Genomic DNA, 12,360 nt, shown 5'->3' on the forward strand with positions numbered 1-12,360 from the left:
GGACCTAAGGGTTAACGCTAGCATTGTACCAAAAGTAGGGGTTTTCCCTAATATTTCAAAATTGCGTAATTAATCGTGCTGATAGTCTTGGGGTCCCACGATGGACCACCGCTAGTGGTCAACCGCTTCGGGCGATGTCTCGGAGGCACGTCCGCTAGCGACTTGCTGCCGGCTCCAGACGCAGTCGGGATGGCTAACCGCCATCCCCGTCGCTCAACTGCTGACGCCCGCGATCCGCAGCGCGCCGCCCTTCCCCAAGGCCTCCCGCGCCTCGACCAGCGTAGTCCGCGCGGCGCGCGCATCGCCGGCGAGGCGCAGCAGCGCGCCGAGTTGCGACGGCTGCCGCAGCAATTCGCGCAGAATTGGCCCGAGGGCGGTGCTGCCGTCGTCGCGCAAACCAGCGGTCGCGGCCGGCGGCAGCGTGCGCCAGGCCGGATCGACGATCGCGCGACACACGGCGAACGGCAGACCGTGCGCGGCAGCGGTCGCGCCAGCGATGTGCGATTCCATATCCACCGCGAGCGCGCCGGTCGATTCGTGCAGCGCGAGTTTGTCTTCGGCGGTGATCAGCGGCGCGGCGACCGCAGCCATCACGCCACGGCGCAGACGTCCCGCGAGCCCTTCGGCCGTCCTGACGTTGGTCACGGCGGCGGCAATCCGCTCCGCCCATTGCCGATCCGTGTCGATACGCCCGAACGGCCCATGCACGGCATCCGCGACGATCAGCGCGCCCGGCTGCAGATCCGGCGCGAGCCCACCCGCCGTGCCGAAACTGACGATCCCCGCCGCGCCCCGAGCGACCGCGGCGTTCAGCGCACGCTCGAGCAGATCGGCGCGCGCCGCGTACACGACTTCGACGCGCACGCTGCCGTCGCCGCGCGCGATGCGCGCCTCGAACGCCATGCCCGTCACGACGATCACCGGCAAGCCGCTATCGCCCGTCCCCACGGACGGCGTCATCGACACGGACATCCGTCACATCCCGACCGTGACGCGCGTGAGCCCATTGCGCTTCAGATGACGGAAGCGCGCGAGCGCCCACAGCGGGAAGAACTTGCGATAGCCGTGGTAGCGCAGATAAAACACGCGCGGAAAGCCGGTCGCGGTAAACCGGGTTTCGTCCCACAGCCCATGCTCGCGCTGCTCACGCTGCAGATAGTCGATACCGCGCGCCACCGCCTCCTGATCGACCTCCCCCGCCGCCATCAGTCCGAGCAGCGCCCAGGCTGTCTGCGACGCGGTGCTCGGCGCACGCTCGTAGCCGCGATAGTCGAGCTTGTAGCTCTCGCCGCCCTCGCCCCAACCGCCGTCGTCGTTCTGGATCGACACGAGCCATTGCACCGCGCGCCGCATGCTCGGGTCGTCGTGTGACATGCCGGCCGCGTTGAGCGAGCACAGCGCGGTCCATGTGCCGTAGATGTAGTTCAGGCCCCAGCGGCCATACCAGCTGCCGTCCGACTCCTGCTCCTGCAGCATGTAGTCGAACGCGCGCCGCGCCGGCTCGCTGCTTTGCGGCAGCTCGCCGATCTGCGCGAACATCGACAGACAGCGGCCCGACACGTCCGCGGTCGGCGGATCGAGCAGCGCGCCGTGGTCCGAGAACGGAATGTTGTTCAGGTAGTACTGCGTGTTTTCCGGTTCGAACGCGCCCCAGCCGCCGTCGCTGCTTTGCATGCCGACCACCCATTCGCGCGCGCGGGCAATTGCTTCGCGATCCACATCGGATTGCGTGAGCGCCGCCGAGCGATGCATCGCCATCGCGACCACCGCGGTATCGTCGACATCCGGGAAATGCGCGTTGTTGTACTGGAACGCCCAGCCGCCCGGCCGCAAGTTGGGGCGGCGCGAAATCCAGTCGCCGCGCACGTCGAGGATCTGCAGCGGACGCAGCCACGCGAGCCCGCGTTCGGCCGCCTGTTCGGCGCGCGCTTCGCCGGTTTCGAGCAAAGCGTGCGCGGCGAGCGACGTATCCCACACCGGCGACAGACAAGGCTGGCAATAGGCTTCGTCGTCCTTGATGACGAGCAGCTTGTCGAGAGATTTGCGAGCGATCGCGCGATGCGGATGATCGGCCGGATAGCCGAGCACGTCGTACATCATCACCGAGTTGACCATCGCCGGAAAAATCGCGCCGAGGCCGTCCTCGCCGTTCAGCCGTTCGTCGACGAACGCGACCGCCGCGCGGATCGCGCGCTCGCGGGTCGCCTTCGGCAACAGGCCATCGACCGCGCGCAGCACCGAATCGACACAACGGAACAGGCCGAACCAGCCCGCGTGCTGATGCGGTGCGCGCTCGTTCATGCCGGTGTTCACCGGCGCGCCGCGGAACAGCTCGTCGATGCGCACTTTGCGCGGATTACGCGCGAGCGGCCGCTTCGCGTTGAGCACCAGCAGCGGCACGATCACCGTGCGCGCCCAGTACGACACCTTCGACAGATGGAACGGGAACCACACCGGCAGCAGCATGATCTCGACCGGCATCATCGGCACCGCGCGCCACGACACCACGCCAAAGAGGGCGAGCAGGATTCGCGTGAACACGTTCGCGTGTTCCGCGCCTCCGTGCGCGAGGATCGCGTCGCGCGCGCGCACCATGTGCTCGGCATCGACCGGGTCGCCGATCATCTTCAGCGCGAAGTACGCCTTCACGCTCGCGCTGATGTCGAGCGCGCCGTCGGTGAAGAGCGGCCAGCCGCCGTTCGGCAACTGGATGCGGCGCAGATAACGCGCGATCTTCTGTTCGAGTTCGAGGTTCGGCGTTTCGCCGAGATAGTGGACCAGCAACACGTATTCGGCCGGAATCGTCGCGTCGGCTTCGAGTTCGTAGACCCAATGGCCGTCCGGCTGCTGCGCGGCCAGGATCGCATCGGTCGCGCGCGTGATCGATGCGTCGAGCGCGCTCGCGCCCTGCACGGGCACCGGCGTTGCGGTTGCCAATGCGTCCGCCACGGCGGGCGCGTTGGCAACCACGGCAGCTTCGGCCAGGTTCGGCGCCGCATCGGCGGCTTCGGGCAGCGCCGCGTCGAGCGGCTGGGTGTGAGATAAGTCGTTCATCTGCGTTCCATCGGTTGATTCAGCAGCGTATCCGCGGCCTTCTGGCCGGAGCGGATCGCGCCTTCGAGCATCGCGGGCAGGCCGGTGGCCGTCCAGTCGCCCGCGAGCAGCAAATTGTTCCAGCGAGTGCGCGTGCCCGCCCGCAATGTCTCCTGCGCGGGCAGCGCTGCAAACGTCGCGCGCGATTCCATCACCACCTGCCAGCGCGGCAGCGGCGCGACCGGCAGATTGACCGCCTGCGCGACCTCGGCCCAGACGGTCGCTGCCAGCGCGTCATGCGGCGTGTCGAAGAGCCGCTCGGCGCCGTTGAGCGTCACCGACAGTCTGTCGTCGAACGCAAACAACCATTCGGCCGTTCCGTTCAGCAGCGCGGTGATCTGCGGCAGGCCGAACGGCGGCTCGACCGCGAAATGCACGTTAAGCGCGGCCGCGAAACGCGTCGGCGCGCGCAGGCCCGGCACGAAAGCCACCGCGGCTTCGGGCGGCAGCGCGAGAATCACCGCCTCGTTCGCGCCGAGCGCGATGCTCTCATCGTCGAAATGCAGCGCCTGCACACGGGCCGGGTCGGCCGCGAACGTGATGTCGCGCAGACGCGAACCGAGCCGGATCGTCGCGCCGCCATGTTGCAGCAGACGCAGCGCCGGATCGACGAACGCGCTGCCAAGACCATTACGCGCGACCAGCGGCCGGCACGCGAGCCCGCCCGCGAGCAGCGTTTCGCGCACGAGCGCGCCGGTCAGTTCGGCCGACGCGTCGCGCGGCTCCAGATTCAGCAGCACATGCAGCAGCGGCCGCAGCAGCCGTTCCCACAGCGGACCGTCACAGCGCATCGTCTGCGCGACGCTGCGGCCCGGTTTCGCAAACAGCAGCGGCACGAGCGACAGGTAATCGGTCGGGCCCGTGTTCGGCACGCGCGCGTGCGCATCGAAAATCCACCACGGCAAACTCCCCGGCGACAGACGCACGCTCCAGCGCGAACGCGTGGCCAGATCGACGAACGGATACTCGGGCTGCGCGGGGCCGACCAGTTCGTCGGCGGCGCCGATCGCGCGCACGTAGTTGAGCGTCGCGGCATTGGCCGACAGCACGATGTGATTGCCGCTGTCGAGCGTCGCACCAAGCTTCGCGTCGTAGTACGAACGGCAGCGGCCGCCCGCGTGATCCTGCGCTTCGTGCAGCACGACCCGCGCGCCGCGCCGCTGCAGTTGCACGGCGGCGGCGAGCCCGGCCACGCCCGCGCCGACCACGTGGACGAGCTTCGGCATCAGTTCAGAAAAGCGCGTAACGCGCGACGATCCACAGCAGGCGCAGCTTCGGCTTGCGGACCTTCGTGCGCGGAACGTCGAAGCCGCGCTCCAGCGTGCGCTCGAGCAGCACGCGATAGACGCCCGACATGATGCGCGGCGCGCGCACCTGAGCGCGCGGCTCGCGATCCATGATCGCGTCGGACTCGGCGAAGTGCTGCTTCGCGCGCTCGGCGAGCGTCGCGCAGACGCGCGGCAGCGTCGGATCGTCAGCGATCTGCCGCGGGTCCGTGGCCGCGATGCCTTCGCGCGCGAGCAGCTCGCGCGGTAGATAGCAGCGGTTGATGACGGCGTCTTCGTCGATATCGCGCAGGATGTTGGTGAGCTGCAGCGCGCGGCCGAGATGGTGCGCGAGCAGCCGGCCCGGCTCGTCACGCATCCCGAATATCCTCACCGACAGACGGCCGGCCGCGCTCGCGACGCGGTCGCAATAGAGGTCGAGCGTGGCGTCGTAGGGCGCGCAGATGTCGGCGGCGGCATCCATCGCCATGCCGTCGATCATTGCGTGAAAATCCTCGCGTTGCAGATGAAACGTGTGAATGTGCCGCGTCAGCGCGCGCAGCGACGCGCGCGGCTGGCCGGCGTAGCAAGCGTCGATCTCGGCGCGCCATTGCTCGAGCCCTGCCGCGCGCTCGGCGCGCGGCAGGTCGCTGTCGGCGATGTCGTCGACGGCGCGGCAGAAGGCGTAGACCTGGTACATCGCATCGCGCTGCGCCGCCGGCAAGATGCGCATCGCAAGATAAAACGAGCTGCCGGACGTGGCGGCAGCGGCGTCGATTTCAGTATCGTCCACGACAAGATTGGAAACAGCCAAGACGATCTCCGCTGGAGGCGCCCGCTGAAAGGCGTTCAAAGAGGTTTTTATGCCAACCCGCAGGGCCGTGGGCCCGCGCGCGCGGACACGCGCGAAACATCCGGCTGGGCGGCCGGAAACGGCGAAAAGTATAGCAATCTTTGCCGGTGACCGCAGTTTCGCCGGTCAATAGGGGGACGGAAAGGAAGGCCGCCGGGCGCGGCGCGGCGGCCTCGACCGCGCCGCCCCCGCTAGCGAATCAGGCTCCCGCGAGCCGGAACGCGACCGCGCAGTTGCGGCCCTGACGCTTTGCGCTATAGAGCGCCGCGTCGGCCTCGTTGATCAGCACGTCGTAGGCGGGCACGCCGGCGCGCGCCGTCGCGCCGCCGAGGCTCGCCGTGACCGGCACGCTGGTGCCGATCAGCTCGACCGGCGTTTCCTCGATCACGCGACGGATCTTCTCCGCCACCAGCATCGCGTCGTCGAGCGGCGTGCACGGCAGCAGCAGCGCGAACTCTTCGCCGCCGAAGCGCCCGAACGTGTCCTGTGCGCGCACCACGCCGGCGACGCGCTGCGCCATCACACGCAGCACCGTATCGCCGACGCCATGACCGAACTGGTCGTTGATCTTCTTGAAGTGATCGAGGTCGAACAGCAACATCGACATGTCGCCGCCGTAGCGCTGCCAGCGCGTGAACTCGTCGCGCAGCCGCGTTTCGAAAAAGCGCCGGTTCGCGATGCCGGTCAGTCCGTCGCGATTCGCGTACTCCTGCAGCTTCGCAACTGCCTCCTCGCGTTCGCGCTGCACGATGCTCACATGCGTCACGTCGGAGATCGTCACGCACACGGCCACCACTTCACGACCGCGCATCAGCGGCATGAACGTGCAGTCCTGCTGCATGAAGTCGACCCCGCCGGTGATCGGCCGGTCGTGATCGAACTTGAACAGATACGGGCGCTGCTCCCACGAGCTGAACGCAAAGCTGCCGAGCTGAAACACGCTCTCGATCTTGCGCGACAGCCACACGCGCGGCAGCTCCGGAAAGTTCTGGTAGATCGAGTGGCCGACCACCTGCTCCGCCGACAGGCCGCTATGGTCCTGCATGAAACGATTCCACATCAGCACGTTCAGTTCACGGTCGAGCACGAAGATGCCAAAACCGACCCGCTCGACCACGAGGTCGCTCAACGAATCCACGGAGACGTTCATATACTGGACAGCAGCGCATCGAGCGCTTCATTCATGTGACGGATTGATTCTTCGGCCATCAGCATCACCAGATGCGCGCGAAAACTCTGATGTTCGAGCGCGAAATTCACTTCGACGAGCAGCGCCACCTGCCATTGCAGCACGCCGGGCTGGAACACTTCGTCGAGCGTCAGCGTGTCGCCGAGCATGCCCGGCGCGGAAAACACCGGCGTGCGGCCGAGCTGGTCGAGTATCGACGACACGCACGCGCCGGACAGCAGGTTCGCGACGTCGAGCATCAGTTCGCGCTCGCCGACCTCCTCGTAGCTCGAACGCGCGTACGGGTCGCGGACGAGCGAACACAGCTGCGCGATGCTGTCGCTGCGACAGATCACCAGCACCTCGCCCTTGATGTCCGAGCGAAAGCCCTGACGCACCGCGCTGACCGTGTCGTCGATATGGGTCATCTCGCGCAGCGTGCGCGCCGCGTCGCTCACCGCGACCATCCGCACGCGCGGCACCGACAGTTCGATGAACGAATCGAGCAGGCCCGCGAGCCGCGTCGCGGCCCGGCCCATCGCGAGATTGGCGATTTCCTGTAGCGCGTCGCGCTGGTCTTCGGTGAAGGCGGGCTCAGACATACAAGCCGTACTCCTTGAGGATGGGCAGGACCGCCTCCGGCGTCACCGGCTTGGCGATGAACGCGATCGCGCCGAGCTCGCGCACGCGCTGCTGGGCGAGTGGCTGCACGTCGGCGGAAACGACGATCACGAAGGTGTTGAGGTCCTCGTGCTGCAACGCTTCGAGGACCTGGTAGCCGGTCATGTCCGGCATCGTCAGGTCGAGGAACATCACCGATGCCTTGCCCTCGCGATATAGCGTGAGCGCCTCGTGCCCGTCCGTCGCGTAGGACACGTCGACTGCCCAGTCGGCCGGCAGTGCCTTCGTGAGCAACTTGCGGGCGAGCAGCGAATCGTCGGCGATCACAATGGGGAGCATGGCAACGGCGGGTCGGGCGGTTTGGGCGGGTCGGATAAAGGAATCGGCTGGTTCATCTGCGCGCTTTCCGCGCCTGGTTGTGTGCGTATTTCGTTCGTCACGACAGCGGAGGGTGGCACACATTCGCGTGATGCCGACCGATGCACGACCAGGTACAGTGGCGCCTGTCGAATTGCAATTGCCTTTGGCGAGAGGGGGTGCGAATGCAGCAGGACGCGTTTGGCGAACCTCGACGATCCGGCGCACAGAGGTGGCAACGGCCTTTTTATCGTGCGAGGATTGTCGAAGTAAAGTCGCGCAAAAGCAACTCGCCAGAATCGCTGACGGTAACGATCTGTTTCTCTGCTAGGCGAATTTCAGAAACAGATCTATCGTCGGGGCGGACATTTTTTTATCTTTATCCTTTTGTGTACGTTTGCGCTTCCCGATTCGTCGCTGTTTTAAAGCCGCTCTTAAAGAACGGCCGGCAGGGCGGACGCCCATCCCCCACGCTTTGCGGCAAATTTTTCCGTGCTGCGTCTATGCTTGTTCTGAAGGCGGCATGGTGCCGGCAACGGCCCGATACGGGGCTGCCACATCCGAACGACTTTTCGCGTCAACGACAATGACATCAGACCGGGTCGACTCCGCGCGCGCGGGCCGTCTTTCGCGTCGTCCTGCCCGCGAGCAGGACGACGCGTCGTTTCCCACCGTGCCGGAACAGAATTTCCAGGTGCGTCGCATCACGGTGATCGCGCTGCTGGTCGCGGCGATCGTGCTGCCGTTCGTCTACGTCGCGGCGATGGCATTCGCCGATCTGCGCTCGCGCGAGGCCGACGCCACCGATCTGGCGCTGCGCACGGTGCGGGTCGCCGAAGAACACGCGTTGAAGGTGTTCGACATGAACGAGACGCTGAACTCGCGCATCGTCGATCTGACCGACGGCCTCGACGACGACGGCATCCGCGCGCGCGAACACACGATTCACGACAAGCTGCGCACGATGGGCGGCGGCTATCCGCAGGTAGCCTCGGTGTCGATCTTCGGCCAGCAGGGCGCGCTGCTCGTGAGCAGCCGCGTGTATCCGTCGCCGGAAAATTCGATCGGCCAGCGCGACGATTTCGTCGGCATCCGCGACGGCAACGTGCTGGAACACGTGTCGAAAGTGATGACGGGACATGTGAGCGGCGAGCAGGTGTTCAACATGGGCGTCGAGCGCCAGGCGCCCAATGGCTCGTTCGCGGGCGTCGTGTCGATCGCGCTGCGGCCCAGCTATTTCGACGCGTTCTATCGCGAGTTGCTCGGCAGCAGCGACGCTACGCCGATCATCATGAGCCTCGTGCGCACCGACGGCGCGGTGCTCGCGCATTACCCGCGCGGCCCACGCGAGCCGACCGCGCTTGCGTCCGATTCGCCGTTCGCCGAAGCGGTCAGGCAGGGGCAGCGCTCCGGCGTCGTGCGGATGCGCTCGAGCTTCGCCGGCGGCAACCTGATCGTCGCCTTCCGGCACGTCGGCTCGTATCCGGTCTACGTGCTGTGCGGCTATCGCACGTCGGCGATCTGGGCCGCCTGGTACAAGCACCTGAGCGTGCTGGTCCTGTCGATGTTCACGCCGTCGATCGCGCTGTGGTGCGTGATCTGGCTGTCGCTGCGCCGCCTCGGCGCCGAAGAGGAAGCGTGGCAGCGTTGGCAGGCCGAGGCATCGATGCGCCGCTCGATCGAATCCGCCTACCGCCAGTCGCGCAAGATGGAAGCGCTCGGCACGCTGGTCGGCAGCGTCGCGCATGACTTCAACAACCTGCTGATGATCCTGTCGGCCAACGTGCAGATCGTGCGACGGCGCGGCGTCGGCGGACTGGAGCGCGAACTGTCGGCGATGGAGCGCGCGCTGAAGAGCGGCCAGTCGCTGACGCGGCAGCTGCTCGGCGTCGCGCGCAAGCAGCCGCTGCGCACCGAGACGCTGTCGCTCGAACGCTGGCTGCCGTCGTGCCGCGAACTGCTGCGCGCATCGCTCGGCGCGAAGGTGTCGCTCGTGATCAATAGCGGCGACGATACCTGGCCGGTGCGCGTCGACGTCGCCGAGCTCGAGCTCGCGCTGATCAACGTCGCCGTCAATGCGCGCGATGCGATGGCCAACGGCGGGCGCTTCATGGTGCGCGCGAGCAATGTCGTGTTCCGTCACGAGGACGGCTTTCCGCTGACCGGCGAGTTCGTGCAACTGTCGCTCGAGGACACCGGCGCCGGCATGGCGCCCGACGTGCTCGCGCGCGCGTTCGAGCCGCTTTTCACGACCAAGCCCAAAGGCATGGGCACGGGACTCGGGTTGCCGCAGGTCTTCGCGTTCTGCGAGGGCTCGGGCGGGCTCGCGGCAATCGACAGCGCGATCGGCGCGGGCACCTCGGTGCGGCTCTATCTGCCGCGCGCGTCGACCGAGCCGCACACGGCCGGACCTGCAGAAGCGGCGCGAGCGACCGAAAGCGGCGTGCCGCAGGGTCTGCGTGTGCTGCTCGTCGAGGACAACGAAGAAGTCGCCGCCGGCACCGAGGCGCTGCTGCAGATGATGGGTCATCAGGTTACCTGCGTGTTCAACGCCGACACGGGGCTGCGTGTACTCGACGACGCCCGCGCGAAGCGTGCGAGCACCGGCGAGCCGCTGCCGTTCGATCTGGTGCTGTCGGACATTCACATGCCCGGCAAGATGAACGGCATCGATCTGGCCGAAGCGGTGCTCAGGTTCGACCCACAGCTGCCGGTCATCCTCGTCACCGGCTACGCTGAAGAGCTCGACCGCGCGCGGCACGTGAACGTGCGCGTGCTGTCCAAGCCGTTCGATATCGGACTGCTGGAGCAACTGCTCGAAACGATCCAGCACGACGCCGTGCAAACGAGCGACGATGCCGCCACGCATCCGGCCGATACCTGATGTCCGCGCCGTGCCGGCGTCATTTACCAGGCCTTGTAAAAAGCGCGGCGCTTACACATCGCGCTTTTTACATCGTGAGCCCGCGTCATGCGTAGCACGCCGGGCAGCGCGGCTGGGCATAGGACGCGGCGGCGCCGCGCGGCGGTGCGGGGCATGAAGGTTGCTCGCCTGCAGACGGCAAAGGGACGCCGCCGCGAGCGTCGCCCGTTCCAGCAGAACATGCCGGGAGACAACCATGCAACATACCGTGATTGGTTTATTCGACACTTACATGCAGGCCGAAACCGCCCGCGACACGCTCGTGCAAACCGGCTTTGCGCGCGAGAAGATCGAGTTGCAGGCGAACGCCGAACCTTCGGTTGGCTCGGCCACCAGCGAAGTCGCCAACGCGGGCGTGCTCGCGAATATCGAGCGCTTTCTCGCCAGCCTGTTCTCGACCGGGCCGCGCTCGTCGGACACCGCGCGTTATGCCGAGGCGATGCGGCGCGGCGCGGTGCTCGTGTGTGTCCACGCGGCGAGCCAGTCGCATGCGGAGCTGGCGCGCAATACGCTCGTGCGGCTCGGCGCGACGGATATCGGCGACCGCCCGCCTGAGGCGGACACGCCGTCCGCCACCGACCGCGACCACTCGATACTCGATGAGCTGGGCATCGGCGCGGTGATGCCGGGAACGCCGCGCACGTCGAGCGTAACGACCGAGGCGGGTGCGACGCCCGGGATGCGCGACACCACTGCGACACCGGGGGCGGCGGGCGTGAGTTCGAGCAGCGGCGCAGCGGGTGCGGCGGCCATGACCGAATCGACCGGAATCGCCGGCGCGACGGGCGCCACTTCGGCGACCGGTACGACCGCACCCGACACCATGTCCCCTCCCGCCACCCCGCGCCCTGATCCGCTGACCGCCATGCCGCCGGCGGACATCGGCGCCGCCGCCAAGCCGTTCGCGCCGCCGCCGATCAGCGAACGGCCGATGAGCGATCCGGTCAACGAACCCATCGTCGATCCGCTCGCCGGCGATGCGGGACGCAGCGCGATCGCCGCCGGCTCGGTACCAGGTTCGGGCGCGGTGATGCAGCCGTCCGACATCGTCCCCGAAGGCGGCCAGCCGGGCACCGGTCCCGGCGCGCAGATGCCGAACGAATATCTGGAGTACGAAGAAGATTTCCGCGCGCACTACGACGAGCAGTACGCCGCCGCGAACGCGCGCTACGAAGACTATGTGCCGGCCTATCGCTACGGCGCGGAGATCGCTCGCGACGCGCGATTCCGCAATCGTCGGTGGGATGAGATCGAGCCCGAAGCACGCCGCCATTGGGAAACCACGTCGCCGGACAGCACGTGGGAGCGCTTCAAGCTCGCGGTGCGTCACGGCTGGGAGCGGGTGACCGGCCATCACCACGTGTAGGCGATGCGCCGAGCGACACGAGCGCGGCCGCCTTACGCGGCGCGCGCTGTGTTCGCGTTGCTTCGGCGGATGGTCAGGACGCGGTCAGCGGCGCTGAGGCTCGGCTACACCGCCCCGTGCCGCTTGATCCACGTGACGTAGCGGTCCATGAACGTCTGCAGGAACTTGCGCGTGCCGTCGTTGACGATCTCGCCTTTTTCGTTGATCACCGCCGGATCGTGCTTGATGAACACTTCGGGCTGCCCCATCGCCGCGACGTCGAGATAGGCGAGCACGTTGCGCAGATGCTGCTGAGCGAGCGCGCTACCGGTCGCACCGACCGAGGTGCCGATCACCGCGCCGGGCTTGTTGGCCCACGAGTTGGTGCCCCACGGCCGCGAGCCCCAGTCGAGCGCGTTTTTCAGCACGCCCGGTATCGAGCGGTTGTATTCGGGCGTCACGAACAGGAGACCGTCCGCGGCTTGCACGCGCTCCTTGAGCTTCTTGCCGGCTTCGGGATAGTCGGCGTCGTAGTCCTGGGAGTACAGCGGCAAGGAGCCGATATCGATGTATTCGAAGGTGAAATCGGCTGGAGCAAGGGAAATCACCGCCTTAGCCAGCTGGCGATTGAAGGAATCCCGCCGCAGGCTGCCGACGACAACTGCAATGTGATAGGCCATGTTCGCTTCCTCAGGTAAGGCGCTCGACGCGCAGAGAGTACGAACTGTCCATCAT

At 67.0% G+C, this 12,360-nt stretch carries 10 protein-coding genes; 2 read left to right on the plus strand and 8 right to left on the minus strand.

Features of this window, described 5'->3' with window-relative positions; translation table 11 throughout:
• Positions 1-213 precede the first annotated feature (213 nt).
• The 7 genes from OKW41_RS03560 to OKW41_RS03590 all read right to left on the minus strand — a co-directional run bounded on the left by OKW41_RS03560 (position 214) and on the right by OKW41_RS03590 (position 7,339).
• The gene (locus tag OKW41_RS03560) at positions 214-972 is read right to left on the minus strand and encodes a phosphorylase (RefSeq protein ID WP_429571607.1); all 759 of its coding nucleotides are present in this window, start codon (positions 970-972) and stop codon (positions 214-216) included.
• 3 nt (positions 973-975) lie between these two features.
• Positions 976-3,054 (minus strand): squalene--hopene cyclase, encoded by a 2,079-nt coding sequence (shc, locus tag OKW41_RS03565; RefSeq protein WP_429571608.1) that lies wholly within the window; start codon positions 3,052-3,054, stop codon positions 976-978.
• On the minus strand, positions 3,051-4,319 hold the full coding sequence (gene hpnE, locus OKW41_RS03570) for a hydroxysqualene dehydroxylase HpnE (protein WP_429571609.1): 1,269 nt from the start codon (positions 4,317-4,319) through the stop codon (positions 3,051-3,053). The genes shc and hpnE overlap by 4 nt, the downstream gene beginning before the upstream one ends.
• Positions 4,320-4,323: 4 nt before the next feature.
• A complete protein-coding gene (gene hpnD / locus OKW41_RS03575) occupies positions 4,324-5,172 on the minus strand; it encodes a presqualene diphosphate synthase HpnD (RefSeq protein ID WP_429444736.1) in 849 nt (282 codons plus the stop codon).
• 238 nt (positions 5,173-5,410) lie between these two features.
• Positions 5,411-6,361 carry a sensor domain-containing diguanylate cyclase gene (locus OKW41_RS03580; RefSeq protein ID WP_429444738.1) on the minus strand — a complete coding sequence of 317 codons (951 nt, stop codon included), beginning with the start codon at positions 6,359-6,361 and terminating at the stop codon, positions 5,411-5,413.
• A complete protein-coding gene (locus OKW41_RS03585) occupies positions 6,358-6,981 on the minus strand; it encodes a chemotaxis protein CheC (protein ID WP_184031036.1) in 624 nt (207 codons plus the stop codon). Before OKW41_RS03585 ends, OKW41_RS03580 begins: the two co-directional genes overlap by 4 nt.
• Positions 6,974-7,339, minus strand: coding sequence for a response regulator (locus OKW41_RS03590; RefSeq protein WP_429571610.1), 366 nt, complete (start codon positions 7,337-7,339; stop codon positions 6,974-6,976). Before OKW41_RS03590 ends, OKW41_RS03585 begins: the two co-directional genes overlap by 8 nt.
• Positions 7,340-7,943: 604 nt before the next feature.
• On the opposite strand from OKW41_RS03590, the gene OKW41_RS03595 reads away from it, so the two are divergent.
• Both OKW41_RS03595 and OKW41_RS03600 read left to right on the plus strand, forming a co-directional pair.
• Entirely contained in the window at positions 7,944-10,241 is a 2,298-nt protein-coding gene (locus OKW41_RS03595) for a response regulator (RefSeq protein WP_429571611.1), read from the plus strand.
• A gap of 235 nt (positions 10,242-10,476) precedes the next feature.
• Entirely contained in the window at positions 10,477-11,646 is a 1,170-nt protein-coding gene (locus tag OKW41_RS03600; RefSeq protein WP_429444744.1) for a hypothetical protein, read from the plus strand.
• Between the two features lie 104 nt (positions 11,647-11,750).
• On the opposite strand, the gene OKW41_RS03605 is transcribed toward OKW41_RS03600, so the two are convergent.
• Entirely contained in the window at positions 11,751-12,305 is a 555-nt protein-coding gene (locus tag OKW41_RS03605; protein ID WP_429444746.1) for an NADPH-dependent FMN reductase, read from the minus strand.
• Positions 12,306-12,360: the final 55 nt, after the last annotated feature.

The organism is Paraburkholderia sp. UCT70 (genome assembly GCF_050434085.1).
GTDB lineage: Bacteria > Pseudomonadota > Gammaproteobacteria > Burkholderiales > Burkholderiaceae > Paraburkholderia > Paraburkholderia tuberum.